The sequence below is a fragment of the Aminobacter anthyllidis genome, from assembly GCF_018555685.1.
In the GTDB taxonomy this organism is placed as follows: domain Bacteria; phylum Pseudomonadota; class Alphaproteobacteria; order Rhizobiales; family Rhizobiaceae; genus Aminobacter; species Aminobacter anthyllidis.
In genome coordinates, this window is record NZ_JAFLWW010000015.1 from 46,041 (window position 1) to 72,756 (window position 26,716).

At 65.4% G+C, this 26,716-nt stretch carries 25 protein-coding genes; 10 read left to right on the forward strand and 15 right to left on the reverse strand.

Annotated elements, in window-relative coordinates:
• Positions 1-68 precede the first annotated feature (68 nt).
• Together J1C56_RS30835 and tauC are read left to right on the forward strand one after the other, a co-directional pair.
• The gene (locus J1C56_RS30835; protein ID WP_214393730.1) at positions 69-842 is read left to right on the forward strand and encodes a taurine ABC transporter ATP-binding protein; all 774 of its coding nucleotides are present in this window, start codon (positions 69-71) and stop codon (positions 840-842) included.
• Entirely contained in the window at positions 839-1,696 is an 858-nt protein-coding gene (gene tauC, locus J1C56_RS30840; RefSeq protein WP_214393731.1) for a taurine ABC transporter permease TauC, read from the forward strand. Before J1C56_RS30835 ends, tauC begins: the two co-directional genes overlap by 4 nt.
• A 25-nt stretch (positions 1,697-1,721) precedes the next feature.
• Here tauC and J1C56_RS30845 read toward each other — a convergent pair whose 3' ends face one another.
• The 4 genes from J1C56_RS30845 to J1C56_RS30860 are packed head-to-tail and all read right to left on the reverse strand — an operon-like array spanning position 1,722 to position 5,416.
• Positions 1,722-2,624 carry an ABC transporter permease gene (locus J1C56_RS30845; RefSeq protein WP_214393732.1) on the reverse strand — a complete coding sequence of 301 codons (903 nt, stop codon included), beginning with the start codon at positions 2,622-2,624 and terminating at the stop codon, positions 1,722-1,724.
• A gap of 3 nt (positions 2,625-2,627) precedes the next feature.
• Complete coding sequence (locus J1C56_RS30850) at positions 2,628-3,440, reverse strand: ABC transporter ATP-binding protein (RefSeq protein ID WP_476561161.1); 813 nt, start codon at positions 3,438-3,440, stop codon at positions 2,628-2,630.
• Positions 3,425-4,387 (reverse strand): ABC transporter substrate-binding protein, encoded by a 963-nt coding sequence (locus tag J1C56_RS30855; RefSeq protein WP_246592207.1) that lies wholly within the window; start codon positions 4,385-4,387, stop codon positions 3,425-3,427. The genes J1C56_RS30850 and J1C56_RS30855 overlap by 16 nt, the downstream gene beginning before the upstream one ends.
• A gap of 30 nt (positions 4,388-4,417) precedes the next feature.
• Positions 4,418-5,416, reverse strand: coding sequence for a dipeptidase (locus J1C56_RS30860; protein ID WP_214393734.1), 999 nt, complete (start codon positions 5,414-5,416; stop codon positions 4,418-4,420).
• A 119-nt stretch (positions 5,417-5,535) separates the two neighbouring features.
• On the opposite strand from J1C56_RS30860, the gene J1C56_RS30865 reads away from it, so the two are divergent.
• On the forward strand, positions 5,536-6,468 hold the full coding sequence (locus tag J1C56_RS30865) for a LysR family transcriptional regulator (protein ID WP_214393735.1): 933 nt from the start codon (positions 5,536-5,538) through the stop codon (positions 6,466-6,468).
• Between the two features lie 81 nt (positions 6,469-6,549).
• On the opposite strand, the gene wrbA is transcribed toward J1C56_RS30865, so the two are convergent.
• Both wrbA and J1C56_RS30875 read right to left on the reverse strand, forming a co-directional pair.
• A complete protein-coding gene (gene wrbA / locus J1C56_RS30870) occupies positions 6,550-7,194 on the reverse strand; it encodes an NAD(P)H:quinone oxidoreductase (protein WP_214393736.1) in 645 nt (214 codons plus the stop codon).
• 86 nt (positions 7,195-7,280) lie between these two features.
• Entirely contained in the window at positions 7,281-8,162 is an 882-nt protein-coding gene (locus tag J1C56_RS30875) for an EamA family transporter (RefSeq protein WP_214393737.1), read from the reverse strand.
• Between the two features lie 88 nt (positions 8,163-8,250).
• On the opposite strand from J1C56_RS30875, the gene J1C56_RS30880 reads away from it, so the two are divergent.
• Positions 8,251-8,739: a MarR family winged helix-turn-helix transcriptional regulator gene (locus tag J1C56_RS30880; protein ID WP_214393738.1), complete on the forward strand. Its 489-nt coding sequence runs from the start codon at positions 8,251-8,253 to the stop codon at positions 8,737-8,739.
• A gap of 283 nt (positions 8,740-9,022) precedes the next feature.
• Here J1C56_RS30880 and J1C56_RS30885 read toward each other — a convergent pair whose 3' ends face one another.
• Together J1C56_RS30885 and J1C56_RS30890 are read right to left on the reverse strand one after the other, a co-directional pair.
• On the reverse strand, positions 9,023-10,189 hold the full coding sequence (locus J1C56_RS30885; protein WP_214393739.1) for a cystathionine gamma-synthase: 1,167 nt from the start codon (positions 10,187-10,189) through the stop codon (positions 9,023-9,025).
• On the reverse strand, positions 10,186-11,574 hold the full coding sequence (locus J1C56_RS30890) for a pyridoxal-phosphate dependent enzyme (RefSeq protein ID WP_214393740.1): 1,389 nt from the start codon (positions 11,572-11,574) through the stop codon (positions 10,186-10,188). Before J1C56_RS30890 ends, J1C56_RS30885 begins: the two co-directional genes overlap by 4 nt.
• Before the next feature lie 270 nt (positions 11,575-11,844).
• Between J1C56_RS30890 and J1C56_RS30895 the strand changes: the two genes are divergently transcribed.
• The gene (locus tag J1C56_RS30895) at positions 11,845-12,768 is read left to right on the forward strand and encodes a MerR family transcriptional regulator (protein ID WP_214393741.1); all 924 of its coding nucleotides are present in this window, start codon (positions 11,845-11,847) and stop codon (positions 12,766-12,768) included.
• A gap of 84 nt (positions 12,769-12,852) precedes the next feature.
• On the opposite strand, the gene ilvD is transcribed toward J1C56_RS30895, so the two are convergent.
• Complete coding sequence (gene ilvD / locus J1C56_RS30900) at positions 12,853-14,694, reverse strand: dihydroxy-acid dehydratase (RefSeq protein WP_214393742.1); 1,842 nt, start codon at positions 14,692-14,694, stop codon at positions 12,853-12,855.
• A 138-nt stretch (positions 14,695-14,832) separates the two neighbouring features.
• Positions 14,833-15,711, reverse strand: a complete 879-nt coding sequence (locus J1C56_RS30905) for a MurR/RpiR family transcriptional regulator (protein ID WP_214393743.1) — start codon at positions 15,709-15,711, stop codon at positions 14,833-14,835.
• Positions 15,712-15,819: 108 nt separating this feature from the next.
• Here J1C56_RS30905 and J1C56_RS30910 point away from each other — a divergent pair, with 108 nt between their 5' ends.
• Positions 15,820-16,962, forward strand: a complete 1,143-nt coding sequence (locus tag J1C56_RS30910) for a Gfo/Idh/MocA family protein (protein WP_214393744.1) — start codon at positions 15,820-15,822, stop codon at positions 16,960-16,962.
• Between the two features lie 94 nt (positions 16,963-17,056).
• On the opposite strand, the gene J1C56_RS30915 is transcribed toward J1C56_RS30910, so the two are convergent.
• Positions 17,057-17,788, reverse strand: coding sequence for a hypothetical protein (locus J1C56_RS30915; RefSeq protein ID WP_214393745.1), 732 nt, complete (start codon positions 17,786-17,788; stop codon positions 17,057-17,059).
• Between the two features lie 265 nt (positions 17,789-18,053).
• Between J1C56_RS30915 and hrpB the strand changes: the two genes are divergently transcribed.
• The 3 genes from hrpB to J1C56_RS30930 all read left to right on the forward strand — a co-directional run bounded on the left by hrpB (position 18,054) and on the right by J1C56_RS30930 (position 22,713).
• Positions 18,054-20,603 carry an ATP-dependent helicase HrpB gene (gene hrpB, locus J1C56_RS30920; protein WP_214393746.1) on the forward strand — a complete coding sequence of 850 codons (2,550 nt, stop codon included), beginning with the start codon at positions 18,054-18,056 and terminating at the stop codon, positions 20,601-20,603.
• Positions 20,604-20,651: 48 nt separating this feature from the next.
• Positions 20,652-21,977, forward strand: a complete 1,326-nt coding sequence (locus tag J1C56_RS30925) for an ActS/PrrB/RegB family redox-sensitive histidine kinase (protein WP_214393747.1) — start codon at positions 20,652-20,654, stop codon at positions 21,975-21,977.
• Positions 21,978-22,152: 175 nt separating this feature from the next.
• A complete protein-coding gene (locus J1C56_RS30930; RefSeq protein ID WP_214393748.1) occupies positions 22,153-22,713 on the forward strand; it encodes an ActR/PrrA/RegA family redox response regulator transcription factor in 561 nt (186 codons plus the stop codon).
• A 90-nt stretch (positions 22,714-22,803) separates the two neighbouring features.
• Here J1C56_RS30930 and J1C56_RS30935 read toward each other — a convergent pair whose 3' ends face one another.
• Positions 22,804-23,304, reverse strand: a complete 501-nt coding sequence (locus J1C56_RS30935; protein WP_214393749.1) for an MmcB family DNA repair protein — start codon at positions 23,302-23,304, stop codon at positions 22,804-22,806.
• A 296-nt stretch (positions 23,305-23,600) separates the two neighbouring features.
• Here J1C56_RS30935 and J1C56_RS30940 point away from each other — a divergent pair, with 296 nt between their 5' ends.
• Positions 23,601-24,221: a L,D-transpeptidase gene (locus J1C56_RS30940; RefSeq protein ID WP_214393750.1), complete on the forward strand. Its 621-nt coding sequence runs from the start codon at positions 23,601-23,603 to the stop codon at positions 24,219-24,221.
• A 111-nt stretch (positions 24,222-24,332) separates the two neighbouring features.
• Here J1C56_RS30940 and J1C56_RS30945 read toward each other — a convergent pair whose 3' ends face one another.
• From J1C56_RS30945 to trpS, 3 genes are all read right to left on the reverse strand, one after another.
• Positions 24,333-24,908, reverse strand: coding sequence for a NifU family protein (locus tag J1C56_RS30945; RefSeq protein WP_214393751.1), 576 nt, complete (start codon positions 24,906-24,908; stop codon positions 24,333-24,335).
• Positions 24,909-25,045: 137 nt separating this feature from the next.
• Positions 25,046-25,537: a universal stress protein gene (locus J1C56_RS30950; RefSeq protein ID WP_214393752.1), complete on the reverse strand. Its 492-nt coding sequence runs from the start codon at positions 25,535-25,537 to the stop codon at positions 25,046-25,048.
• A gap of 83 nt (positions 25,538-25,620) precedes the next feature.
• Positions 25,621-26,688 (reverse strand): tryptophan--tRNA ligase, encoded by a 1,068-nt coding sequence (gene trpS, locus J1C56_RS30955; RefSeq protein WP_214393753.1) that lies wholly within the window; start codon positions 26,686-26,688, stop codon positions 25,621-25,623.
• Positions 26,689-26,716 lie beyond the last annotated feature (28 nt).

Genomic DNA, 26,716 nt, shown 5'->3' on the forward strand with positions numbered 1-26,716 from the left:
CCGCGCGGGCATGAAGCCCCGGCCGGCTCCTCCCGGCCGGGGCATCCCTTTTTCCAGGAGATCATTCCATGTCGACGCTTTTGCTCAGCAACATCGCCGTGCGCTACACCGGACAGCCGCGACCCGCCGTCGAAGGCGCTTCGCTGTCTGTGGCTCATGGCGAGTTCGTCGTGCTCACCGGCCGCTCCGGCTGCGGCAAGTCGACCTTGCTCAACGTCGCTGCCGGGCTGGTCCTGCCCGAGCGCGGCGAGGTTTCGGTCGACGGCCGGCTGATCGAGGGGCCGGGCGCCGACCGCGCCGTCGTCTTCCAGAGCGACGCGCTGTTTCCGTGGTTCTCGGCCCGCGACAACGTCGCCTTCGCGTTGAGACTGCGCGGCATCGGCGAAAGGCAGCGCCACGTCCTCGCCAACGAACTGCTCAAGCGCGTCCGGCTCGAAGGCCTCGGCGACAAGCCGGTGTGGGAGATGTCGGGCGGCATGCGCCAGCGTGTCGGCCTCGCCCGCGCGCTCGCCGCCGAACCCGACTTCCTGCTGATGGACGAGCCGCTCGGCGCGCTCGATGCGCTGACCCGCGAGCGCATGCAGACCCTGCTGCTCGATATCTGGGCGCCGGGCAATCTCGGTGTGCTGATGGTCACCCATGGCATCGAGGAAGCGCTTTTGCTCGGCACGCGCGTCGTCGTCATGGCGCCCGATCCCGGCCGCATCGCCCACACGTTTGAGGCAGGCTTCAGCCGGCGTTATGCCGCCGGCGAGCCCGTCCGCTCGATCAAGGCCGATCGAGCCTTTGCCGCCGCCCGGGCTGAACTGGCCGACGCGATCTTTGAGGGAGAGCCGGCATGACCCTTCTCCACGCCGAACGCGGCCTTCGTGACCTTGCCGAACCCGAGCGGTCGACAGCGCGGCTGCCGCGTCGCGAAACACCGCGCCGCGAGCTGTCGTCGCGCGCCATCAGCGCCATCACGATCCTGGTTGCACTGCTCGCCTGGACCGTTGTCACCAGGCTCGGGCTGGTCGCACCGCTGTTCCTGCCGCCGCCGCAGGACGTACTCGCCAAGTTCTGGAAGGTTATGAGCCAGGGCTTCGTCGACGCGACGCTTCTCCAGCATTTGCTGGCCTCACTCGGACGCGTCTTCGCCGCGCTCGTGGCGGCAACGCTGGTCGGCATTCCGGTCGGCCTTGCCATCGGCACGAGCCGCATCGGCCGCGGCATCTTCGATCCCGTGCTCGAGTTCCTCCGGCCAATTCCGCCGCTCGCTTATCTGCCTTTGGTCATCATCTGGTTCGGCATCGGCGAACAGGCCAAGGTACTGGTCATCGCGATTGCCATGGTGGCGCCGATCGCGCTGTCGACGGCGTCTGGCGTCCGCAACGTCCAGCAGGATCGCCTCAGCGCCGCCCGCTCGCTTGGCGCGACGCGCCGGCAGGTCATCCGCTTCGTGGTGCTGCCCAGCGCCCTGCCGTCGATCCTCACCGGCCTGCGCATCGCGCTCGGCGCCGGCTGGACCACGCTGGTCGCCGCCGAGTTGGTGGCGGCGACGCGCGGCCTCGGCTTCATGATCCAGTCGGCGGCGCAGTTCCTCGTCACCGACGTCGTCGTGATGGGCATCTTCGTCATCGCCGCGGTTGCCTTCGTGCTCGAATTCGGCCTGCGCCGGCTGGAGCGCAGGCTGGTGCCCTGGGCCGGCCGCGAGTAGCGGTCGGCCGAGGGCTGCCCAACGCCTATGCCCGCATGGTTTCGCGCATGGTGCTGCGCCCGCGCAGCATGGGAAGTCCCAGCGTCACCAGCACGAAGCCGGCCGTCACCACCTTGAGGTCGCTTGGCTGCAGCCCGAGCGACAGTGCCAGCGACACGAGCTGATAGTAGACCACCGCACCGACGACCGGCGCCAGCAATTGCCGGGTCACGGTCTGCCGTCCGGTGATCGTTTCGCCGATGACCAGCGAGGCGAGGCCATTGATCAGGATGCCGGTGCCCATACCGACATCGGCATAGCCCTGCAATTGCACGATGAGCGCGCCGCCAAGCGCGGTCAGGCCCGAGGCGACACCCAATCCGACGATCGTGTATGTCCAGATGCTGATGCCGAGCGATGGCGCCAGCTCCGGATTGATGCCGATGACGCGCAGCGCCGCTCCCGCTTGCGTGGCCAGATACCAGCGCAATGCGACCAGGGCCACGACGATCAGCACGGCGAATGTGGCGACCTGCAGCCGGACGTCGGTGAGGATGGCCGGGTTGATCTGCATGAAGATGTTGTCGGTGTTGAACAAGGCGATGTTCGAGCGGCCAAGAACGCGCATGTTCACGCTGTAGAGCGCGGTGAAGACCAGGATGCCGGCCAGCAGCGAATTGATGCGAAAACGCAGGTGCACCAGCGCGGTCGCCGCGCCGGCCCCGACACCGGCGAGCATCGCGACAACGGTTGCGAACAGCGGCGGGTATCCCGCCAGCAAAAGCGTGGCGCAGACGCAGCCGCCGAGCGGGAACGCACCTTCGCTGGTCAGGTCCGGAAAGCTCAGCAACCTAAACGGGATCATGATGCCGAGCACCAGGAACGAATAGATGAGGCTTTGCGACAGCGTCACCGGCACGAGATTGAGATAGGCGTGGATCACGTCCATTGGTCAGGTCCCGAGCAGCATGCGGTCGTTTTCGATTCTGAACTTCTCGACGAGATCGGCGGGTGTGAGCCTTGCCTTCTCGGTGCCGCCGATGTCGTCGCGGATGCGGCCGGCGTCCATCATGACCAGCCGGTTACCGGTCTCGATCGCCTGGCGCATGTTGTGGGTGACCATCAGCGTGGTCAGCGACTGCTCGGCGACGATCCGCAAGGTCGTTGCCATGATCAGGTCGGCGGTGCGCGGGTCCAATGCTGCCGTATGCTCGTCGAGCAACAGCAGCGAGGGTCGCGACAACGACGCCATGATCAGCGACAGCGCCTGGCGTTGCCCGCCGGAGAGCTGGGCTACCGGCGTCGACAGCCGGTCTTCCATGCCGAGCGCCAGCCCGGCGAGCAGCGCCCGGTAACGGTCGCGCTTGGCGCCGTCGAGATGGCGCGCAAAGCCCCTGCGTTGCCCGCGCTGCTCGGCCAGGGCCAGGTTTTCCTCGATGGTCATGGCCGCCGCGGTGCCAATCATCGGGTCCTGGAACACGCGCGAGATCATCCCCGCCCGGCGATGTGCCGCAAGGCGGGTGATGTCCTGGCCGTCCAGGGAGATCGAGCCGCCATCCGGCTCGATCGCACCCGCGATGGTGTTGAGCAGCGTCGACTTGCCGGCGCCGTTCGAGCCGATGATCACGACGAAGTCGCCGCGATTGAGCGCAAGGTCCACCCCGTTCAACGCCGGCCGCGCCCCGGCAAGGCCGGCGTTGAAGGTTTTGCGCAAGTCCGCGCAGACGAGCAGGGGCATGCCCAAAGCTGTCACTTGAGCAGCCATGGGCTGTCCTTGAGAGCTTCCGGAACCGTCAGGCCGACGGCTGCGAGGCCCTTGGGGCTGACATAGGCGTCGAAGTCTTCGCCCTTGGGAACATAGGGCGCGATGTCGGCCGGCTTCTCGCCCTTGAGGATCCGGTCGGCGATATCGGCCGCATGCTCGCCATTCTTGCGATAGGAGATGGCGTGGAATCCGGCGAGTTGGTCCTTGAGGTCGGGGGCGTAGACCGAGTTGAACAGCGGCAGCTTGATCCGCTGCGCCACCTGGGCGACGACCGGCACCGAGGTCTGCACCACGTTGGACTGGATGAGGAAGATGGCGTCGACCTGTCCGGCGAAGGTCTGGACACGCTGGGGCAGGTCGTTGGGATTGTCGACCGGCACGCCGACGACCTCGATTCCGGCCTTGGCGGCGGCCTTGTGGATCAGTTCCATGTTGGAGGTGTCGTTGTCTTCGCCCGGATTGAACAGGGTTCCGACCTTCTTGACCTCGGGCAACACCTTCTTGAGGTAGTCGAAGGAAGCGTCGAAATCTGGCAGCATCGACGCGCCGGTGCTCCAGGCCGAACCGTGCTGCCAATCCGGCACGATGCCCGCCACGACCGGGTCGACGACCGCGCCGAACACGACCGGGATCGACTTGTCGGTAATGCCGCGCACCGCCGCCTGGTTGAGGCCGGTGGTGATGGCGAGGATCAGCGCCGGATGCTTGGCTTCCACCTGCTGCAGGATCTGGGGGACGAGGCTGCGGTCGAAATTGGCGTGCTGGAAGCCGTAGGTGACGTCCTTGCCTTCGACGTAACCCAGTTCGCTCATCCGGGCCTTGAAGCCTTCGGCGACCTGGTTGAGCGCCGGGTGTTCACCGAAGCTGGCGATTTCGACCAGTTTCGGGTCAGCCAGGGCCACGCCATTCGCGGCGGTGAGCAAGGCTGCAGCGAGCAGCCACTTCATCAATTTCACGACACGCTCCTAAGGTTGGGATTACACGATGGAGGGACGCCAGTTCTGTTCGGCGACCCGCAGGAAATTCTCGCCCAGCACGCCAAGTATCGCCGTCTCCGAATAGCCATGGCGTTCCAGCGCTTCGACCAGTTCGGGCAGGACTTCGGGTTTGACGTCGGCCCAGGGCGGCCGCGGATAGCCGCGCAACGCCATCATCGGACCGGAGTCGTAGAGCTTGGTCATGAAGGGCTGGTAGAAAACGGTGTCGAGGCCGAGGCCGACATGTTCGGGCCCGACGAGCTGGGCGACGTAGTCGATATGGCGCATCAGCGCCGGAACGTCGGAACGGTTGTCATCGGTCAGGAAGGCGCCGATGGAGTTGATGCCGACCACGCCGCCGCGCCGGGCGAGTGCCTTGATCTGGACGTCGTCGATGTTGCGCTCGTGGTTCTTCAGCGCGCGCACGCTGGAATGCGAAAACACCACCGGCTTTTCCGACAGCTCGATGATGTCGAGCGACGTGTTGATGCCGGCATGGCTCGCGTCGAGCATCATGCCGACCCGGTTGGCCTCCGCCACGAAGGCACGCCCAAGCATGGAAAGCCCGGCATCCGAGGGCTCGTGGCAGCCGTCGCCAAGCGGGTTGCGGGTGTTGTAGGCCACGATCATCCAGCGGATTCCGAGCCGGTACCAGCTGTCGATCATCGCGGGCTCGTGAGCCGCCGGGCCGGCACCTTGCAGATGCAGGCCGATCGCCATCTTGCCCGACTGCTTGGCCGCGCGGATGTCGGCCACGGTTTCGATGAGCTGGTAATCGTGGGCGCGTTGCTCGAACCAACGCCTTTGTTGCGACAGGTGCCGGAACGTCGGCTCCGGCCGGTCCCAGTCGGCGCCGATGGTGAGCGAGAGAAAGGAGAATCCCGCGTCGCGATAGCGGACCAGCATATCGGGTCCTTCATCGAGACATTCGGGAGTCCAGCCCACTGCACTTTCCCAGACGACAGCCTTGGCGATGAGGTTGTTGGCTGAAACAGTCACGTCGTCTGCACCCGCTGAGCAATGAAGTTCAAGCGGTGAGCTAATCGGCAATCTCGTCGTTGCGCTATTGGCGGGAATGGGTTTGATTGTTTCATACTTGAACCAATCAAGGCCCCGCCATGCCGACAACGCCCGATCCATTCGACCTGATGATCTTTGCGCGCGTTGCGGAAACGGGAAGCTTCAGCGCCGCGGCTGAACGGCTTGGCCTGCCGAAGTCGACAGTGTCCCGGCGTATCACCGTCCTCGAAGCCCAGTTGGGGGAGCGTCTGCTCCAGCGCAGCACGCGGCGCAATTTCCTGACCGAGATGGGCCAGCGCATTCTCATCCCCGCCGAACAGATCATTCACGAGGTGGATGCCGTCATGGCGGTCGCCGAACACCGGCAGGTGACCCCTTCGGGACGGCTGCGTGTCTCCGTCCCCGGCGACCTCGCCGCAATCTCGCTCGCGCCCATGCTGGCTGAATTCAGCAAGGCATACAGCGAAATCCAGCTCGAACTGGATCTGTCGCCTCGTTATGTCGACGTCATCGCCGACGGTTTCGATCTCGCCATACGGATCGGCGGGGAAGCGCAGGACCTGCGGTTGACCACCCGGCATCTGGTCGACCTCGGTATCGGTCTCTATGCCTCGCCGCAGTACAGTGACCGCGCCGGCCAGCCCGATACGCCCGAGGCCCTCGCACAGCATGACATCTTGGTGTTGCTCGCCGACGGCGTTCCGGTCAACTGGGTTCTGAACAAGGACGCCCAGTTGGTTCCCGCCGACATGTCGGGGCGACGGGTCTGCGCGAACTCTTACGAGCTGCTGTTCCGCCTGGCGCGTTCGGGCGCCGGCATAACGGCGATGCCCGATCTTTTCGCGCGGCCTTATCTGGCAAGCGGCGAACTCGTCCGCATCCTGCCGGCATGGAGTCTTGCCCCGGCCATGGTGCGCGCCGTCTTTCCGAGCAGGCAATTGATGCCGCGCAAGACGCGGGTCTTCCTCGATGCGCTTTTGGGCCATCTCAAGCCGCGTCCGCTGAGAGCGCCACAGCCAGTGCCGGCCTAGTCGGAGATCGCCGGCACTGTCGGCAGCGTTGCAAGAAGCCCGCTGATCGCTACCATGCCCTGGTAGAGGAGTTGGCCAAACTTATGCGGCAAGTTCCTGTGGTTGGCGAGACAGCTCCTGCCGCCGCTCGGCCAGCGGCCCGGCGATCTCGGCGACATAGCGGCCCTGGTGGCGCGCGCCGGCGAGTTCGTTGGCGCTGGGAGCCCGGGAGCTGCCGTCGGCGTTGATGGCGAGCGTCGTTGCGCCATAAGGCGAACCGCCTGTGATCTCGTCCATGCGTGTCTGGCCCCGGAACGTGTAGGGCAGGCCGACAGTTACCATGCCGAGATGCATCAGTATCGCGTGCATCGACAGGATCGTGTGCTCCTGGCCGCCATGCTGGCTCTCGCTCGAGGTGAACACGCTCGCCACCTTGCCGACCAGTGCATTCTGGGTCCAAAGCCCGCCAAGCTGGTCGATGAAGTTCTTCATCTGCGATGCCATGTTGCCGAAGCGTGTCGGCGTGCCGAAGACGATGGCGTCGTAGTCGGCGAGTTCCCTGGGCGTTGCGACCGGCGTCTCGTCGCGCCGGATACCCGCCTTGAGCATCGTCGCTTCGTCCATCAGTTCGGGAACGCGGCGGAGCGTGACGGTGGCGCCGGCCTCGCGCGCACCTTCGGCAATGGCCTCGGCCATGGCGCCGATGTGGCCGTAAGCGGAGTAGTAGAGAACCAGGATCTTGGACATGGGAATCTCCTTCTGCCGGCCGCGGCCGGAAGTGAAACAGGTTTAGGGTTGTCTGGAGGAGCGCCGCCCGCAGGCGGCGCGCTTGTTCAGGCGGTGGCGAGCTTGGCTGGAGCCAGCTTGGCCTGCTGGGCACGCTGGCTAAGCCAGACGCTGCCGAGTACCACGACCATGCCGAAGATCTGCGTCACGCTGAGCGATTGACCCAGCACCGACCAGCCGAGGATCACGGCGGTCATCGGGCTGAGGAAGCCGAGCGGCGACACCACGGACGGCTCCAGCCGGGCGATGCCACGGAACCACAGGATGTAGGTCAGCGCGGCACCGATCAGGCCGAGCCAGGCGAGGCCGAGCAGGTTCGCCGTCGTCAGCGCGGGCAGGGAGGGTTCCTGCAAAAGCGCCACCGGCAGGAGCAGCAGGCCGCCTGCGGTCAGCTGCCAGGCGGTGAAGGTCAGCGGCGTGACCGGCGGCTGCCAGCGGCGGCTGAGCACCGTGCCTGCCGCCATCGAGACGGCGCCGGCGAGACCTGCGGCGATGCCGATCGGATCGAGCGCGGCATTCGGCGTCAGGATCAGCAGCGCCACGCCGGCCATGCCAGCGATGGCGGCTATGATCGAAAGCGGGCGGATTGGCGCGCCGAGCAGGCCACGGGCGAGCAGGATGACGATCAGCGGCTGGATCGCGCCGACAGTTGCCGCCACGCCGCCCGGCAGGCGATAGGCGGCGACGAACAGCAGCCACCAGAAGATCGAGAAGTTGAGCGCGCCGAGCACCAGAACGCGGGCCCACCAGATGCCCTGCGGCAGCTGGCGGACGAGCAGCAGAAGCAGCAGGCCGGCGGGAAGCGCCCGCAGCATGGCGACCGTCAGCGGGTAGCCGGCGGGCAGGAACTGGGTCGTCACGATATAGGTGCTGCCCCAGATCGCGGGGGCGATTGCCGTCAGAAGCAGGTCGGTGTTGCGCGTCGTCATGGCTGCATCTCTCTTTACGTCGAGTATCTTGACTTCAAGATAATCCGTATTCTCTTGACGTCAAGAGAAATCTTCGGAATGGTGCGGCATGGATCAGGTTGACGACATTCTTGCCCAATGGAACCGCGAACGGCCCGACCTCGACGTCGCGCCGATGGGCCTGATCGGCCGCGCCAACAGGGTGTCGCAGCATCTCGGCCGCGAGATGGAAAAGACCTTCGCCGCGCATGGGCTGAACTTCGCCAGTTTCGATGTGCTGGCGACGCTGCGCCGCTCGGGGCCGCCTTATGCGCTGTCCCCCGGCGACCTCTCGGCGACGATGATGATCACCTCGGGCACCATGACCAACCGCGTCGACCAGCTCGAAAAGGCAGGCCTCGTCGAGCGCCGGCTCAACCCCGACGACCGCCGCAGCTTCATCGTCTCCCTGACCGACAAGGGGTTCGCCACCATCGACGCCGCCGTCACCGACCATGTCGCGACGCAGACGAGGATCGTCTCGATGCTGACCAAAGAAGAGCGGGCGGCGCTCGACACGCTGCTGAGCAAGTTTTTGGTGGGGTTCGAGAGCGCGTGAAGCGGCGCTAGGGCACCAGCCGTAGCGCTGCCCCTCGTCCCCCTGCCGGGACCTTCTCCCCGTGAGGACGGGGAGAAGGAGGCTGACCGCAACGCCTGCGCCCTTGCGGTGACGGGGCGGGTGAGCACAGCAACATTGCTTCTGATGTGGAGAGGGACTGAGGCGCTTCTGATGTGGAGAGGGACTGAGGCTCCACGTCGACGTCCCCCTCTCCCCGTTCTTTACGGGGAGAGGGTAAGGGTGAGGGGCGAGCGCAAGCCTTCTAGATGAGAATGGGGAAAAATCACCCCGCCAGCGCCTGCTCCAGGTCGGCGATCAAATCGTCCCCGTCCTCGATGCCTGCCGATAGCCTGACCAGCGAATCCGAGATGCCGATCTCGGCGCGCTTTTCCGCCGGGATCGAGCCGTGCGTCATCAGCGCCGGGTGCTCGATCAGGCTCTCGACGCCGCCCAGGCTCTCTGCCAGCGTGAACAGCTGCGTGCGTTCGAGGAAGCGCTTGGTGCCTGCGAGATCGCGGTCGAGGTCGACTGATATCATGCCGCCAAAATGATACATCTGCGCCTTGGCGATGGCATGCTGCGGGTGGCTCTCCAGCCCGGGATAGATCACCCGGCGCACATCCTTGCGCGCCTCCAGCCAGCGCGCGATCTTCGCTCCGTTCTGCGAATGGCGCTCCATGCGCAGCGCCAGTGTCTTGATGCCGCGCAGCGCGAGGAAACTGTCGAACGGCCCGGAGATCGCACCGATGGCATTCTGCAGGAATTTCAGCTGGTCGCGCAGCTCCTTGTTGTCGCCCACGACGACGCAGCCGCCGACCATGTCGGAATGGCCGTTGAGGTACTTCGTCGTCGAGTGCACGACGATGTCGATGCCGAGTTCCAGCGGCCGCTGCAGATAGGGGCTGCAGAAGGTGTTGTCGGCGACCGACAGCACGCCCTTGCGCTTGGCGAGTGCCGCCACGCCTTCGAGGTCGACGACGCGCAGCAGCGGGTTGGTCGGCGTTTCGACCCACAGCATCTTGGTTTCCGGCCGGATCGCAGCCTCGACGGCGGCGAGGTCGGTGAAGTCGACGAAGCTGACCTGCAGCCCGGCCGAGCGCTTGCGTACCCGCTCCAGCAGCCTGAACGTGCCGCCATAGATGTCGTCGGTGGCAACGATATGCGCGCCGCTGTCGAGCAGTTCGAACACCGTGGCGATCGCCGCCAGGCCCGAGGCGAAGGCGAAGCCGGCGCTGCCGCTTTCAAGGTCGGCAATGGCGCGCTCGAAGGCAAAGCGTGTCGGGTTCTGGCTGCGGGCGTATTCAAAGCCCTTGTGCACGCCGGGGCTCTGCTGGCCGTAGGTCGAGGTGGCATAGATCGGCACCATCACGGCGCCCGTCGTCGGGTCATGGCTCTGGCCGCCATGGATGGTGCGTGTCGAGAATGCCAGCCGGTTCTTCACAGTGGTCATTTTGCCCGCCTGAGATGGTTGATGAGGTCGACGCGGGTGATCAGCCCGATGAATTCTTCGCCGTCGAAGATGATCGCCACCTCGTTGCGGTCGAAGATCGGCAACAACGCATCGAGCGTCTGGTCGGCCTGCAGCGTGTGCAGGTCCTTGCTCATCGCGGTTGCGACCGGTGCATTGAAGCGGTTCCAGCGGCTGTCATAAGGTCCTTCGACCACGGCGAGGATGTCGCTCTCGTCGACGATGCCGACAAGCTTGCCCTCTTCGAGCACCGGCAACTGCGACACGTCTCCACGCCGCATCCGGCCATAGGCGGTCAGCAGGCTGTCGCCGGGTCCGACGAACACCGTCCCGCCCTCGCGATGCGAGCGTGCCACCAGGTCGCTCAGGTCGCCATGCGCCTCGCGTTCGTCCAGCCCCTGTTCGGCGAGCCAGAAATCGTCGAACACCTTGGAGAGATACTTGTTGCCACTGTCGCAAACGAAGGTAACCACCCGTTTCGGCGTCTTCTGCTCGCGGCAATAGCGCAGTGCGGCCGACAAAAGCGTGCCCGACGACGAGCCGGCGAGGATGCCCTCCTTTGCGAGCAGGTCGCGCACCGCCAGCATGCTCGCCTTGTCGTTGACCGTGTAGGCGCGTCTGACCAGCGACAGGTCGCAGTTCGGCGGCACGAAATCCTCGCCGATGCCTTCGACGGTCCAGCTGCCGGCTTCCTCCAGCTTGCCGGTCTTGACCAGCGGCGCCAGAACCGAGCCCAGTGGGTCGGCCAGCACCATCTCGGTCTTGGGCGAGACCTTGGCGAAGAAGCGCCCGAGCCCGGTCAGCGTACCGCCCGAGCCGACGCCCACGACGACAGCGTCGACGTCGCCATCGAGCTGCTCCCAGATTTCCGGGCCGGTCGTCGTCTCATGTGCCTCGGGGTTGGCCGGGTTGGCGAACTGGTTGACGTAGAACGAGCCGGGAATCTCGGCGGCGATCTTCTCGGCCATGTCCTGGTAGTATTCGGCATGGCCCTTGCCGACGTCGGAGCGCGTCAGCCGGACTTCCGCGCCGAGCGCGCGCAGGTGCTGGATCTTCTCGCGGCTCATCTTGTCGGGCACCACCAGGATGATGCGATAACCCTTGGGGATGCCGACCTGCGCCAGCCCCAGGCCGGTGTTGCCGGCGGTCGCCTCGACGATAGTGCCGCCGCGCTTGAGCTTGCCCTCGCGCTCAGCCGCCGCGATCATCGACAGCGCGATGCGGTCCTTGATCGAGCCGCCGGGGTTTTGGCTTTCGAGCTTGATGAACAGCCGGCACGGCCCGGTGTCGAATTGCGTCAGCTCGACAACAGGCGTTTCGCCGATCAAGTCGAGCACGGACCTGAAAGGCGGGTTCAAACGGCTCATGGCAGCGTCTCCCACGTCAAGCAAGCTCATTGAGCATATCCCATGTCAGGCGGGCAGGCACCTGCCGTCCGGTTGTTCTTCGGCCGCATCAGCCGGTATCGCCGCATTTACCGGAGGCAGCTGCCATGAACAAAGGTAACGGATTTCGTTTCGGAGCAAACCTTGAGAAGGAAATTCCCGGGGCGGTTCAATAGTTCCACCCCAAGGCAATATCTTTCCTCACCTGACGTTGTTGACTCTCCACTTGGTGGAGCACCTACAAGGGCGATCATGGACGACAAGATCTACAGCATTGGCGAAGTCTCAAAGCTGAGTGGCATCTCGGTGCGCAAGCTCCGTTTCTATTCCGACAAGGGGCTGTTGCCGCCGACGACAAGGGCTGCGAGCGGCTACCGCATGTATTCGGCAGCCGACCTTGAACGCCTCGGGCTCATCCTCGCTCTGCGCGATGCAGGCGTGAGCCTCACCGAGATAGGCAAGATCCTGTCGAACCGCCTCGCCATCTCGGCCGTGCTGGAGCTCAGGCTCAAGGCGCTCGAGGCGGAAATCAAGTCCAAGCGCCGTGTCGCGGCCGCCCTCAGGGCGGCCATCCGGGTTCCCGACCCGACAACAGACGACCTAAGGAGAATATGGACCGTGACCAAACTTTCCCAGAGCGAGTTCCGCGCCGCCATCGAGCGTTTCTTCGACGACGTCGCCTCCGACGCGAAGATGTCGCCGGAATGGAAGAAGCAGATGATCGATGCCTCGACGCCCGATCTGCCCGATGACCCGACACCCGAGCAGGTCGACGCCTGGACCGAGATCATGGCGTTCGTTTCGGACAAGGAGTATGTCGCCGAATTGCGCAAGAGCATGTCGTCGATGTGGAACGGCGAATTCGACCCCGCCGCCTATGCCGAGGCCTCCAACGCCACCTTCGCCCGTGTCAGGCAAGCCATCGACGAGGGGGCTGTGCCGGAATCGGAAACCGGCAAGGCGATCGCCCGTGAATGGCTGGAGAACTCGGCCAAGGCGATGAACAAGGCGCCCGACAAGGCGTTCGTGGAATGGCACAACGACCAGTACCGCAAGTACCACTCGCGGTCGGCGCGCTACTACGAACTGCTTCGCATCCTGCGCGGCGAACGCCAGCCCGACAAGATCAGCGAGGAGTGGAGCTGGATCAACGCCGCCATGGCCGGGGCGCTGTAGTCTGGCGACCATCCTGGATTGAGGAACGTCTGCCAACGAAAAAGGGCCCGCATTGCGGGCCCTTTGAATTCGTATCGAAGAGGCTTACTCGAACTCGCCGAGGTCGCGCACTGCGCCGCGGTCGGCCGAGGTGGCGAAGGCGGCATAGGCCTTCAGCGCCTTGGTCACCTTGCGTTTGCGCACTTCCACCGGCTTCCAGCCCTTGGCATCCTGCTCGGCGCGGCGGGTGGCGAGTGTCGCTTCGTCGACGCGCAGGCTGATGGTGCGGTTGGGGATGTCGATGTCGATGATGTCGCCCTCGCGCACCAGCCCGATCGTGCCGCCATTCGCCGCCTCGGGCGAAACGTGGCCGATCGACAAGCCCGACGTGCCGCCGGAGAAGCGCCCGTCGGTCAGCAGCGCGCAGGCTTTGCCCAGGCCCTTCGACTTGAGGTAGCTGGTCGGGTAGAGCATTTCCTGCATGCCGGGGCCGCCCTTCGGGCCCTCGTAGCGGATCACCACCACGTCGCCGGCCACAACCTCATTGCTGAGGATCGCCTTGACCGAGGCGTCCTGGCTCTCGAACACCCGAGCCGGACCCGAGAATTTCAGGATCGACTCGTCGACGCCGGCGGTCTTCACCACGCAGCCGTCGCGCGCGATGTTGCCCTTGAGGATGGCAAGGCCGCCGTCCTTGGAGAAGGCATGTTCGGCTGAGCGGATGACGCCCTTTTCACGGTCGAGGTCGAGATCGTCCCAGCGCCGGTCCTGGCTGAAGGCCGTCTGGGTCGGAACGCCGCCGGGGGCGGCGAGGTAGAAGTCGCGCACTGCCTGGCTCTTGGTCCGCGAGGTGTCCCAATGATCGATGGCTTCGCCGATCGTCGCCGTATGCACCGTCGGCAGGTCGCGGTTGAGCAGGCCGGCTTTGTCGAGCTGGCCGAGGATGGCAAAAATGCCGCCGGCGCGATGGACGTCTTCCATGTGCACGTCGGCCTTGGCCGGCGCGACCTTGCACAGCACCGGCACCTTGCGCGACAGCGCGTCGATGTCGTCCTGGTCGAAGTCGATCTCGCCTTCATGCGCCGTGGCCAGGATGTGCAGCACGGTGTTGGTCGACCCGCCCATGGCGATGTCGAGCGCCATGGCGTTTTCGAACGCGCCCTTGGAGGCAATGTTGCGCGGCAGCACGCTTTCGTCGTCCTGCTCGTAATAGCGCTGTGCGAGGTCGACAATGAGGTGTCCCGCCTCCACGAACAGGCGCTTGCGGTCGGCATGCGTTGCCAGCGTCGAGCCATTGCCGGGCAGCGACAGGCCGAGCGCTTCGGTCAGGCAGTTCATCGAATTGGCCGTGAACATGCCCGAGCACGAGCCGCAGGTCGGGCAGGCCGAGCGCTCGATGATCTTGACGTCCTCGTCCGAAACCTTGTCGTCGGCGGCGGCGACCATGGCGTCGACCAGGTCGAGCGCGACGTTCTTGCCGCCGAGCACCACCTTGCCGGCTTCCATCGGGCCGCCGGAGACGAACACCGCCGGGATGTTGAGGCGCATCGCGGCCATCAGCATGCCGGGCGTGATCTTGTCGCAATTGGAGATGCAGACCATGGCGTCGGCGCAATGCGCGTTGACCATGTATTCGACGCTGTCGGCAATGATCTCGCGGCTCGGCAGCGAATACAGCATGCCGTCATGGCCCATGGCGATGCCGTCGTCGACGGCGATGGTGTTGAACTCCTTGGCCACGCCGCCGGCCGCCTCGATCTCGCGGGCGACGAGCTGGCCGAGATCCTTTAGGTGGACGTGTCCCGGCACGAACTGGGTGAAGGAGTTGACCACGGCGATGATCGGCTTGCCGAAATCGGTGTCCTTCATGCCGGTGGCGCGCCATAGGCCACGCGCGCCAGCCATGTTGCGGCCGTGTGTGGTGGTGCGCGAACGATAAATAGGCATGGGCTCTCTCATACGATAGATGGCTAAGCTTGGGATTGAGCCACTATCGCCCCTGCGTCAACTATTTTCCACCTTCGGGGCGCCCTGGCATGCCGTTTGCGGGCGGCTGCCATGCGCTCCGCGCAGTACAAGGGCCGCTCAGCCCTTGGAATTGGCCGATTTCTTGCCTTTTCGGCCGCGCCTCAGCTCGGCGACGCCAACAGTCAGCCCCATCGCCAGCGCCATGGTCGCGGCCAGCGAGCGGAAGCCGCCGAAATCGGCCTCGGCGACCTCGAACCATACCTTGGCGAACTGCGCCAGCGGCGAAAACGCGCTGTCGGTGATGGCGATGACCGGCACATTGTTGGCCGACAGAATGCGTGCCTCCTCGACGGTCGCCGAGGCATAGGGCGAGAAGCTGATGGCGATTACGGCATCCCTGGACGAGGCAAACGAGATGATTTCAGGGCTCAATCCCGAGGCGGACTCGATCAGCTGGCTGCGCACGCCGAGCTTGCCGAGCGCATAGGCGATGTAGCTCGCGACAGGATAGGAGCGCCGGCGCGCCAGGATGTAGATCGTCTCGGCGCCGTTGAGGATGTCGATGGCGCGGTCAAGCGTGTCGTCGTCGAGGTTGCGCGACATGACGTCGAGCGACTTGCTGGCGGCGGCCAGGAAGCCATCGACGATGCGGCGGTTCGAGGTGCCTTCGTCTGCGTCGCCGCGCACCACCGTCAGCCGCTCTTCATAGGAGGTCGTGCGCTCGCGCAGCCTTTCGCGGAAGACCTGCTGCAGGGAGGTGAAGCCGTCATAGCCGAGATGCTGGGCGAAACGGATCAGCGTCGAGGGCTGCACGCCGGCCGATGTGGCGATGCTGGCGGCGGTGCCGAAGGCGATCTCGTCGGGATTGTCGAGCGCATAGGCAGCCACCTGCGCGATGCGCTTCGGCAGGCTCTGGCGGCGGTCGAGGATCAGCGCCCTCAGCGCTTCGAAATCGCGCGGCAGCGCCTCCGAAATCGTCTCTGCCATATCGTCCATTCCGCCTCCGCCTATTCCACCATAACGCCGGGACCACGGGCTGTCCAAATAAAATGAACCGTATGTTCCATTTTAGCCAAAATTCGACTATTCAATCCGTCGCGGGCAATGACCTCATTCTATAAACCGGGAGAGCGTGAAGTGACAGGTGTTGGTCTTATCGGAACCGGCTTCATGGGCAAGTGCCATGCGCTGGCCTGGAATTCGGTGCGCACGGTGTTCGGCGACGTGGAAAAGCCAAGGCTCGTCCATCTCGGCGAGGCCAATGCCGACCTCGCCGCCCAACGCGCCTCCGAGCTCGGTTTCGAGAAATCCTCCGGCGACTGGCGCGCCGTGATCGCCGATCCCGAGGTCGATGTCGTCTCGCTGACCACGCCCAACCAGTTCCATCCCGAAATGGCCATCGCCATCCTTCAAGCCGGCAAGCACCTGTGGTGTGAAAAGCCGATGGCGCCGACGCTTGCCGAGGCCGAAGCCATGGCTGCCGCCGCGCGCAAGTCCGGCAAGGTTGCCGTACTCGGCTACAACTACATCCAGAGCCCGGCCATCCGCCACATCCGCCAGCTGCTCGACGAAAAGATCATCGGCGACGTCAACCATCTCCGTGTCGAGATGGACGAGGACTTCATGGCCGATCCCGACGCCCCTTTCTTCTGGAAGCACGAGGCAACCTCAGGCTACGGCGCGCTCGACGATTTCGCCGTCCATCCGCTGTCGCTGATTTCGGCGCTGTTCGGCCGTGTCGGAAGCGTCATGTGTGACATGGCAAAACCCTATCCGGACCGGCAGGTGGCGGGAGGGGGTCGCCGCGCGGTCGAGACCTACGACATCGCCTCGAGCCTGATCCATCTGGAGAACGGCGTGTCGGGCACGCTTCTGGTCAACCGCTCGGCCTGGGGCCGCAAGGGCCGCATCCAGGTGCAGATCTTCGGCTCCAAGGGCTCGATCGTCTTCGACCAGGAGCGCTTCAACGAGATCCAGCTTTACGTCACCTCCGACCGTGCGACCGAGCAGGGCTACCGCACCATCCTGGCGGCCCCCGCGCACGAGCCCTACGGCAAGTTCATCCCCGCGCCCGGCCACGGCCTCGGCTTCAACGATCTCAAGACCATCGAGTGCCGCGAACTTCTCGCCCGCATCGCCGGCCAGCCCGCGCGCGTCATCGACTTCGACGACGGGCTGGAGATCGAGCGGACAGTGCACGCGATGGCCAAGTCGTTTGCCGAGCAGAAGTGGGTGAGAGTAAGGTAGGGCATTCCAGCTTGGGTTCCTCGCCCCCACGCAGTGGGGGAGAGGTGTCACCAGGAGAGGTGTCACGGCAAAGCCGTGACGGAGAGGGGGCGTTTCAGAGCGCCTTCCTTGCCCAAATGCCTTGAGCGAATTCCAACCACCCCACCTGCACCACATAAAACGCCAGCAACATCGCGGCGTTGAGCTCAAGCACCTCCTCGACAGCGGCGAGCACGCGCGACGATGCTGCGATGTCGATGACCTGCGCCAGGCCGATCAGGCCGACATGCAGTAACAGCAGCACGTGGCCGGAGAGCCATGTCGTTGACCCCGCCATGTTCCGCGCGGTCTGGCGCAGCGCAAACAGGACAAGCCCGGCCGACAGCACCAGCATGAGGCCGACCAGCAGCCAGGCGAGATTTTGGCTGACGCCCTGCAGCATCCGAAATGCCAGGATCAGCAGGTCGTGGAATCCGTCGAGCTGCCCGCCGCCATGAAGCGGCAGCGGCTCGAACCCGAACAGGCGCGATCCGAAGCTGGTCTCGTCGAGCAGTTCGGCAAGCCCGATCAGCCCCGCCAATGCCAGCGGCAGGCGCGGCCCCCAAAAGACTGTCGCGGCGCCCGCTCCAATCACCGCCGCCGCCAGGAAGAGCACGGTGCCCATCTCGATGATGCCGTCCTCCTGCAGCAGCAGCGAGCGGATGCCGGGCGCGAAAACAGCCGCGAGCGCAGCAGTGACAGTAACCGCACCCACCACTGATATCGCGCATGCCAGCAACCAGGACCGGTCACGCTGCTCCACGTTCGCCGGAGCGTCATGCGTCGCCGTGCCGGTAACCTGCGCCATGGACCCTCTCCTGTCGCAAAAATGTCAGCTAATCGTCACATGAGCCTCGTTTCGGGCGGGGAAAGGGCTGCCGGCCACCGTCCCGATCAATCCTCGCGACGGACCGTAAGAATGTGCGGCAAGCTTTGGCAGCAACGTCCGCGCCGCAGTCGTTGTTGCTGCGGGCACCCGCGCTTCCGGCCTCGACCGTGTTGCCTCGTGCCCGCTTCCGCTGATATTGCCGGCTCACCGCCCACGCGGCGCAAAAAGGCCGGAACGATTGCCGATGATCAAGCTCCCCGACCTGCCGGTGACGGCGGTCCTGCCGCAACTTGCCGACGCCCTGTCGGCCGGCAACAGCGCCGTGCTCGTCGCGCCGCCCGGCGCCGGCAAGACCACGCTGGTGCCGCTGGCGCTGCTCGACGCGCCGTGGCGCGGAGACGGCAAGATCATCCTGCTCGAGCCGCGCCGGCTTGCCGCCCGCGCCGCCGCCCGGCGCATGGCCTCGCTGCTCGGCGAGGAGCCCGGTGGTGTCGTCGGCTACGCCATGCGCATGGAAAACAAGGTCAGCGCGCGGACAAAAATCCTCGTCGTTACCGAGGGCGTGCTCGCCCGCATGATCCTCGACGATCCGGAGCTTCCCGGTGTCGCCGCCGTGTTGTTCGACGAGTTTCACGAGCGCTCGCTCGATGGCGATTTCGGCCTCGCCTTGGCGCTCGACGTGCAGGGCGCGTTGCGTCCCGATCTCCGGCTCATCGTCATGTCGGCGACGCTCGACGGTGCTCGCGTTTCAAGGCTGCTCGATGGTGCCGCGGTGATCGAAAGCCAGGGCCGCAGCTTCCCGGTCGATGTCCGTTATGACGAGCGGCCGGCCGGCGTGCCGATCGAGGACGCCATGGCCAAGGCGATCCGCGATGCGCTCGCCGACGAGCCGGGCAGCGTGCTTGCCTTCCTGCCCGGCCAGCGCGAGATCGAGCGCACCGCCGAACGCCTGCAAGGCCGCGTCGCCGCGGATGTCGACGTCGTGCCGCTTTACGGCATGCTCGACGGCAAGGCCCAGGACGCGGCGATCAAGCCCGCGCCGGCAGGCCGCCGCAAGGTCGTGCTGGCGACCGCAATAGCCGAGACCTCGATCACCATCGACGGCGTCCGCGTCGTCATCGATTCCGGCCTGTCGCGCCTGCCGAAATACGAGCCGGCGAGCGGATTGACCCGGTTGGAAACCGTGCGTGCCTCGCGCGCGGCCGCCGACCAGCGCGCCGGACGCGCCGGCCGCACCTGTCCGGGCATTGCCATCCGCCTGTGGCGCGCCGAACAGACCGCCGCACTGCCCGCCTTCTCGCCGCCCGAGATCCTTGAGGCCGACCTGTCCGGCTTCCTGCTCGACTGCGCCGCCTTCGGTGTCGCCGATCCGGCAACCCTTGCCTTCCTCGACTCGCCGCCGGCGCCGGCATTGGCCGAGGCGAAGGCACTTCTCGTCGAACTCGACGCCATCGACGCCGACGGCCGCCTGACTCCATCCGGCCAGGCGATGCGCAAGCTGGCCTTGCCCGTCCGTCTCGCCCACATGGTCGCCGAGGCGGTGCAGCACGGTGCGGCCCTTGAGGCGGCACAACTCGCCGTCCTGATGACCGAGCGCGGTCTGGGCGGCGACAGCGCCGACCTCGAACGCCGCCTGCAGCGCTTCCGTTCCGAGCGCTCGCCCCGCGCCAACGCCGCCCGGCAACTGGCGGAGAGATTGGCGCGGCAGGCGTTACCCTCCCCCTTGTGGGGAGGGTCGACCCGCGAAGCGGGGCGGGGTGGGAGTGAGGGCGGAAAGTCTATCCCCAACCCGGACCTGCGGGTCGACCCTCCCCACAGGGGGGAGGGTGAAGGCATAGGCGCGCTCCTTCTCCTCGCCTGGCCCGACCGTGTCGCCAAGGCGCGCGGCGAGCGCGGCCGCTTCGTGCTGGCCAACGGCAGCGGTGCGGCTGTCGACGCCGCCGATCCACTCGCCGGCGAGCAGTACCTCGTCGTCGCCGACCTGCAGGGCAAGGCCCAGAACGCGCGCATCTCATCCGCCGCGGCGGTGAGCGAGGCCGACATTCGAGATGTTCTGGCGAGCCATCTGGAGCGCAAGACCGAAGCCAGCTTCGACAAGGACAAGCGCTCGGTGCGGGTGCGCGAGACCGTCCGCATCGGCGCGGTCACCCTGTCCGAACGCATGCTGCCGGCACCCAAGGGCGAAGAAGCCGACCGCGCCATCTTGCAAGCCTTGCGCGCCCACGGCCTCGACGTGCTCGACTGGGGCAAGGAGGCCGAAACCTTGCGCCAGCGCCTGTCCTGGCTGCATCGTGGCCTCGGCGATCCCTGGCCCGACATGTCCGACCAGGCCCTGCTTGATCGCCTTGACGACTGGCTGCTGCCCTTCCTGCGCGGCGAGGCGTCGTTCGCGCGCATCGGCGCGGGCACGGTGCACGATGGCCTGATGTCGCTGGTGCCGCACGAGCTGCAGCGCAAGATCGGCTCGCTCGCGCCGACCCATTTCAGCGCCCCGTCCGGCAGCCATGTGCCGATCCGCTATGATGGCGAGTGGCCGGTACTGGCGGTACGTGTGCAGGAACTGTTCGGCATGGACAAGCACCCGTCGATCGCCAAAGGCACGGTGCCGCTCACGCTCGAACTGCTCTCGCCGGCGCATCGTCCGATCCAGACGACGCGCGACCTGCCTGGTTTCTGGCGCGGCTCATGGGCCGACGTGCGCTCCGACATGCGTGGCCGCTACCCCAGGCATGTCTGGCCCGACAATCCGCTGGAAGCCCAGGCAACCGCCCGCGCGAAGCCGCGCGGCACCTGACGCGATAGGGGCTTGGCGCGGGCGCGCCTTGCAGCGCATATAGCTGGCATGAACTCACTGATGCGCGCCCCCGACCTCCAGCAAAGCCACAGGCTCAGGCTCAACACGCTGATCCGCCTGCGCTGGCTCGCCATCGTCGGCCAGAGCTTCACCGTCGTCGTGGTCGCCTATTGGCTCGAATTCCCGCTGCCGGTCAGCCTGTGTTTCGCGCTGATCGCCAGCTCCGCCTGGCTCAACCTGTTTCTCGCCTTCCGCTATCCGGCAACGCACCGGCTCAATCCGTTCGCCGCCTTCGGCATCCTCACCTTCGACAGCCTGCAGCTTGCCGGCCTGCTGTTCATGACCGGCGGGCTGACCAATCCGTTCTCGCTGCTGATGACGGTGCCCGTCGTCATCTCGGCGACGTCGTTGCCGCTGCGGCTGACCGCCATGCTGGCGGTGCTGGTCATCGTCATGGTCAGCCTGCTCGCCTTCTTCCATTTGCCGCTGCCCTGGTACGACGGCATCGTCCTGGCCATGCCCTTCATCTACACCTCGGGCATCTGGATCGCGGTGTGCTGTTCGATCGCCTTCACCGCCATGTATGCCTTCCGCGTCGCCGACGAGGCGCGCCTGCTCGCCAACGCGCTTGCCGCCACCGAACTGGTACTGCAGCGCGAGCAGCACCTGTCGGCCCTCGATGGCCTCGCCGCCGCCGCCGCCCATGAGCTCGGCACGCCGCTTGCCACCATCACGCTTGTCGCCAAGGAAATGGAGCGTGCGCTCGGCAACGATCCCAAATATGGCGAGGACGTCATCCTGCTGCGCAGCCAGAGCGAGCGTTGCCGCGAGATCCTGAAGCGCCTCACCAGCCTGTCGTCGGAAGGTGAGGAACACCTTGCCCGCCTGCCGCTGACCTCGCTGGTCGAGGAGGTCATTGCCCCGCATCGCGACTTCGGCATCTCGATCAAGCTCGATCCCGGCGAGCGCATCGGCCCCGAGCCGGTCGGCCATCGCAACCCGGGCGTCATCTACGGCCTCGGCAATCTTGTCGAGAACGCCGTCGATTTCGCCCGCAGCCGCGTGACAATCCGCTGGAGCTGGGACGACGAGGATGTCAGCTTCAGCATCCTCGACGACGGCCCCGGCTTTCCGCCCGACATCATCGATCGCATCGGCGAGCCCTATATGTCGACCCGCCAGGGTGCCGAACCCGGCGGCGGCCTGGGGCTCGGCCTGTTCATCGCCAAGACCTTGCTCGAGCGTTCGGGCGCCGAAATCCGCTTCACCAATTCGAGCGGACCGGGCGAGGGCGCCGTCGTCGAAATCTCCTGGCCGCGCGCGGCCTTCCTCAGCCGGCTGCCTGCCGGCTCGACGATGTTCGACACGGCATGAAGGTGACGTCTGGAAGGCTTCGCCAAACGTCGAATCCGGCCAGGGTCCTGTCCGCGAACCTGTTGCCGATGGTTGCTGGATACGCCCAGCCATTGGACATCGCGGCTTTGCACCTATATCTGCATGGAAAAACTATAAGAACGACTGGGATCAACGACAAAAAGGATCAAAGGCGATGACCACCCAGGACATTGCAGGCGGGCTGCCGGGCGAAGACCACTCATTGCTGCTCGTCGATGACGACAAGCCCTTTCTGACACGTCTGGCCCGCGCCATGGAAAGCCGCGGCTTTGCCGTCGACACCGCCGAGAGCGTTGAGGAAGCAGTTTCCAAGGTACGCGCCAATCCGCCTGCTTACGCGGTCGTCGATATGCGTCTTGGCGATGGTAACGGCCTCGACGTGGTCTCGGCCATCCGCGAACGCCGCGAAGACACCCGCACGGTCATCCTCACTGGCTACGGCAACATCGCCACCGCCGTCACCGCTGTAAAGCTCGGCGCCATCGACTACCTGTCCAAGCCGGCCGATGCCGATGACGTCTATGCCGCGCTCACCAATTCCTCCGGAGAGCGTGCCGCCCCGCCCGAAAATCCGATGTCGGCCGATCGTGTCCGCTGGGAGCATATCCAGCGCGTCTACGAGATGTGCGAGCGCAACGTCTCTGAAACCGCACGCCGGCTCAACATGCACCGCCGCACCTTGCAGCGTATCCTCGCCAAGCGGGCGCCGAGATAGAGCGAGTAGTGAGTAGCGAATAGTGGGCGGCGCTTGATCTTCGGGCGCCGTTTCTCGTTCTGCTATTCCCTATTCCCTATTCCCTATTCCCTATTCGCTTTCACCCTCCAGCGCCGGCACCGACACCCCTGCCAGTTCCGCAGCAAGCAGGCGGGCCGCACCGGCGCGTGCAATGCGCAGCATCAGCGCCTTGCGCGTCGCCGCCGCCATGCGGTGTTCCGGCGCGTCGCGCATGATCTCCGCGCCATAGCCGTCCGACAGGATGAAGCCGCACTCCTTGGGGAAAATCTCGGCCGGCACCTCGGGATGGGTGGCAAAGAAGAAGCGGTCGGAATGCAGACGGTAGTCGGGCCATTTGCGGTCGACACGGAAATCCTCGATCGACGACTTGACCTCGATGATCCAGATGTCGCCCTGGCGGGTCAGCGCCACGAGGTCGGCGCGGCGGCCCGTCGCCAGCGAAATCTCTGGCAGCACATGGGCGCCCATCTGCATCAGCAGGCGCTGCACGCCGCGGCGTACCAGCATCGCCCGCTCGGACTGGCGACCATCGATGAGAGGGTTGTATATGACAGGTGAAATGATCGGCATGGACCAATCATCGCATCATTTGTTCACGTTTTGAACCCGCCTGCTGGATTATTCCAGACACGCTCCCGCCAGGCATCCGTAAGTAGCTTCAGGTTGCATCATTGCTGCCTGTCGTTGAATCTGTTGGATTTTCCCGTGATGCGTGTTGCCGAAATGTCATAACCTGTCCCTTACGTTAACCCGGACGAGGCTTAACGGGCATGCAAGGCTTGGCAAGCAAAACGCCTGCCCGGTAAGAATGGTGGCAAAAATGAGGCCGAATCGGTCCGGATGCGCTCTTGCTTGGGAACCCCTACATGCGATTGAAGTCTCTTGCCATTGTCGCCGCCCTGGCGCTGACCACCGCACTGGCGGGCTGTTCGACCGACGGCGTGTCGCGCATGTTCTCCAACGATTACGGCGGCCGCGTCGATGCCGGCTACCAGCTGCCGACGATCCCGATCAGCAAGGTTCCGCGCCAGTTCCATCGCCAGATCGTGCGCTACGAGACCGACGAGCAGCCCGGCACCATCGTCGTCGATACCGGGCAGAAGTTCCTCTACCTCGTCCAGCCCGATGGCAAGGCGGTGCGCTACGGCATCGGCGTCGGCCGCGAGGGCTTCGAGTGGCAGGGCACGGCGCGCATCGCGGTCAAGCGCGAATGGCCGGTGTGGACGCCGCCGCCCGCGATGATCAGGCGCCAGCCCGAGCTCGCCAAGTGGTCGGGCGGCATGCCCGGCGGCCCCAAGAACGCGCTCGGCGCCCGCGCCCTCTACCTCTTCAACAAGGGTGGCGACTCCGGTTACCGCCTGCATGGCACACCGGAGTGGAGCTCCATCGGCAAGGCCATGTCGTCGGGCTGTATCCGCCTGATGAACCAGGACATCATCGACCTCTACAACCGCGTCGAAGTCGGCGCCAAGGTCATCGTGAAATAGCTGCGGACCGTCCAGGCAACACGGACGTCCAAAATGAAAAACCGGGCTCTTTGGCCCGGTTTTTTGTTTTGTCGATCAGAAGTTTGAGACCGCTTCGAGAATTCCGGGGTCTCAGGAAATCTGTTCCACCTGCTGCACTTCAGGCACGAAATGGCGGAGCAGGTTCTGGATGCCGTGCTTCAGCGTCGCGGTCGACGACGGGCAGCCGGCGCAGGCGCCCTTCATGTGCAGGAACACCGTGCCGTTCTCGTAGCCGCGGAAGGTGATGTCGCCGCCGTCCTGGGCAACGGCCGGGCGCACGCGCGTGTCGAGCAGTTCCTTGATCGTCACCACGATCTCGGCATCGGCCTTGTCGAAGAATTCGTTCTGGTCGTCATGATGACCGCCGCCGCCGGCGGCCTGGCCGGCCATGACCGGAACGCCCGACATGAAATGCTCCATGATCGAGCCGAGGATCGCCGGCTTGAGATGCTGCCAGTCCGGGCCGTCCTTGGTCACGGTGATGAAGTCGTAGCCGAAGAACACGCCAGTGACGCCGGGAATGTCGAACAACCGGCCGGCAAGCGGCGAAGCCGCACGCGCGCTGTCGGCATCGCGGAAATCGGCCGTGCCTTCGAGCAGGACTTCCTTGCCCGGGAGGAACTTCAGCGTCGCCGGATTGGGGGTCGCTTCGGTCTGGATGAACATGGACGTGTCTCCGTGCCCGCGCGCGCGGGATCTCAGTTTGGAATAGTTCTAATTAGGCTTTACACGGCCGACATTCAAGCCGCTGGCGCGCCTCCGCGCCAATATGTTGCGCCCGATCCATTGGGCCAAGGCCTCTATCAGGCCAGGCTGTCGATGTCCTCGTCGGACAGGTTCTGCGGCACCACCGTCACCGGGATCGGGAAAGCGGCACCCTTGCCGGCGATCGAGGCGACAAGCGGCCCGGGGCCTTCCTTGCCGGCACCTGCCGCCAGCACCAGGATAGCGATATCCTGGTCGTCTTCAATCAGCTTGTGGATCTCGTCGGCCGGGCGGCCTTCGCGCACCACGAGTTCCGGCTCGATGCCGAGGTTCTCGCGCACCTTCGCGGCATGCCCGTCGAGGGCGGCGTTGGCAGTGGCGGTCGCTTCCTCGCGCATGATCTTTTCGACGCCCAGCCAGTGCTGGAAGTCGTCCGGTTCGATGACATAGAGCAGCACCAGCACGCCGCTCGTGCTCTTGGCGCGCTTTGAGGCGTAGGCGACCGCACGCTCGCATTCCGGCGTGTCGTCGATGATTGCCAGGAACTTGCGCCGGTGGCCGGCTTCCTTGCTGAGGCGTTTGGAGACCATGTGCTACCTTGCTGCGCCACGTTTCGATCGGCAATCTGCCACCGGCGCCGGCTGCCCGCAAGCAGCCAGCACTGATGCTGCTGTCAGTCGCCGAGCAGGCCGACGATATCGCGCACGTCCTTCATCGTCGTTTCGGCGATGGCACGGGCGCGGTCGCCGCCGTCGCGCAGCACGGCGTCGATATGACCGGGATCGGCCATCAGGCGGCGCATCTCGCTGGCGATCGGCGCCAGCTTCTCGACCGCGAGATCGGCAAGTGCCGGCTTGAACACCGAGAACTGCTGGCCGGCAAACTGGCGCAGCACCTCTTCCTTGGTCGTGTCGGCCAGGCCGGCATAGATGCCGACGAGGTTTTCCGCCTCCGGGCGTTCCTTGAGCTCGTCGAGCTCGCTCGGCAGCGGCGCCGGATCGGTCTTGGCCTTGCGGATCTTCTTCGAGATCGTATCGGCATCGTCGGTCAGGTTGATGCGCGACAGGTCGGACGGGTCCGACTTCGACATCTTCTTCGAACCGTCGCGCAGCGACATGATGCGCGCCGCAGGCCCGCCGATGATCGGCTCGGTGATCGGGAAGTAGCCGTTGACCGTCTCTTCGCCCACCTGCATCTCGACGCCGATGCCGAGGTCGGCGATGCGGGCCGAGAAGTCGTTGTTGAACTTCTGGGCGATGTCGCGGGTCAGCTCCAGATGCTGCTTCTGGTCTTCGCCGACGGGCACGTGGGTGGCGCGGTAAAGCAGGATGTCGGCAGCCATCAGGCTCGGATAGGCAAGCAGCCCCAGCGAGGCGTTCTCGCGGTCCTTGCCGGCCTTGTCCTTGAACTGCGTCATCCGGTTCATCCAGCCGATGCGCGCCACGCAATTGAAGATCCATGCCAGCTCGGCATGCTGCAGCACGCGGGCCTGGTTGAAGACGATGTGCTTCTTGGGATCGATGCCGGAAGCCAGGAACGCCGCGGTGATCGAGCGCGTCTGGCTCTGCAGGTCGTCATGGACGAGCTGGGCGGTCAGCGAGTGCAGGTCGACGACGCAATAGATGCATTCGTTGGTGTCCTGCAGCGCGACAAACTTGCGGATGGCACCGAGATAGTTGCCGAGGTGGAGATTGCCGGTCGGCTGGACGCCGGAGAAGATGAGCGGTTTGAAGGCGGTCATGATGGATCCCGTGGCTTGTGGAGGGCCG

Coding starts and splice junctions, on each gene's coding strand:
- J1C56_RS30930 (WP_214393748.1), top strand. CDS start 22,153: ATGACCACCCAGGACATTGCAGGCGGGCTGCCGGGCGAAGACCACTCA.
- J1C56_RS30915 (WP_214393745.1), bottom strand. CDS start 17,788: ATGGCGCAGGTTACCGGCACGGCGACGCATGACGCTCCGGCGAACGTG.
- J1C56_RS30945 (WP_214393751.1), bottom strand. CDS start 24,908: ATGTTCATCCAGACCGAAGCGACCCCCAATCCGGCGACGCTGAAGTTC.
- J1C56_RS30865 (WP_214393735.1), top strand. CDS start 5,536: ATGCCGACAACGCCCGATCCATTCGACCTGATGATCTTTGCGCGCGTT.
- J1C56_RS30940 (WP_214393750.1), top strand. CDS start 23,601: ATGCGATTGAAGTCTCTTGCCATTGTCGCCGCCCTGGCGCTGACCACC.
- J1C56_RS30950 (WP_214393752.1), bottom strand. CDS start 25,537: ATGGTCTCCAAACGCCTCAGCAAGGAAGCCGGCCACCGGCGCAAGTTC.
- J1C56_RS30895 (WP_214393741.1), top strand. CDS start 11,845: ATGGACGACAAGATCTACAGCATTGGCGAAGTCTCAAAGCTGAGTGGC.
- trpS (WP_214393753.1), bottom strand. CDS start 26,688: ATGACCGCCTTCAAACCGCTCATCTTCTCCGGCGTCCAGCCGACCGGC.
- J1C56_RS30910 (WP_214393744.1), top strand. CDS start 15,820: ATGACCTCATTCTATAAACCGGGAGAGCGTGAAGTGACAGGTGTTGGT.
- J1C56_RS30880 (WP_214393738.1), top strand. CDS start 8,251: ATGGATCAGGTTGACGACATTCTTGCCCAATGGAACCGCGAACGGCCC.
- J1C56_RS30835 (WP_214393730.1), top strand. CDS start 69: ATGTCGACGCTTTTGCTCAGCAACATCGCCGTGCGCTACACCGGACAG.
- J1C56_RS30850 (WP_476561161.1), bottom strand. CDS start 3,440: ATGGCTGCTCAAGTGACAGCTTTGGGCATGCCCCTGCTCGTCTGCGCG.
- hrpB (WP_214393746.1), top strand. CDS start 18,054: ATGATCAAGCTCCCCGACCTGCCGGTGACGGCGGTCCTGCCGCAACTT.
- tauC (WP_214393731.1), top strand. CDS start 839: ATGACCCTTCTCCACGCCGAACGCGGCCTTCGTGACCTTGCCGAACCC.
- J1C56_RS30935 (WP_214393749.1), bottom strand. CDS start 23,304: ATGCCGATCATTTCACCTGTCATATACAACCCTCTCATCGATGGTCGC.
- wrbA (WP_214393736.1), bottom strand. CDS start 7,194: ATGTCCAAGATCCTGGTTCTCTACTACTCCGCTTACGGCCACATCGGC.
- J1C56_RS30890 (WP_214393740.1), bottom strand. CDS start 11,574: ATGAGCCGTTTGAACCCGCCTTTCAGGTCCGTGCTCGACTTGATCGGC.
- ilvD (WP_214393742.1), bottom strand. CDS start 14,694: ATGCCTATTTATCGTTCGCGCACCACCACACACGGCCGCAACATGGCT.
- J1C56_RS30925 (WP_214393747.1), top strand. CDS start 20,652: ATGAACTCACTGATGCGCGCCCCCGACCTCCAGCAAAGCCACAGGCTC.
- J1C56_RS30885 (WP_214393739.1), bottom strand. CDS start 10,189: ATGACCACTGTGAAGAACCGGCTGGCATTCTCGACACGCACCATCCAT.
- J1C56_RS30845 (WP_214393732.1), bottom strand. CDS start 2,624: ATGGACGTGATCCACGCCTATCTCAATCTCGTGCCGGTGACGCTGTCG.
- J1C56_RS30855 (WP_246592207.1), bottom strand. CDS start 4,387: ATGAAGTGGCTGCTCGCTGCAGCCTTGCTCACCGCCGCGAATGGCGTG.
- J1C56_RS30905 (WP_214393743.1), bottom strand. CDS start 15,711: ATGGACGATATGGCAGAGACGATTTCGGAGGCGCTGCCGCGCGATTTC.
- J1C56_RS30875 (WP_214393737.1), bottom strand. CDS start 8,162: ATGACGACGCGCAACACCGACCTGCTTCTGACGGCAATCGCCCCCGCG.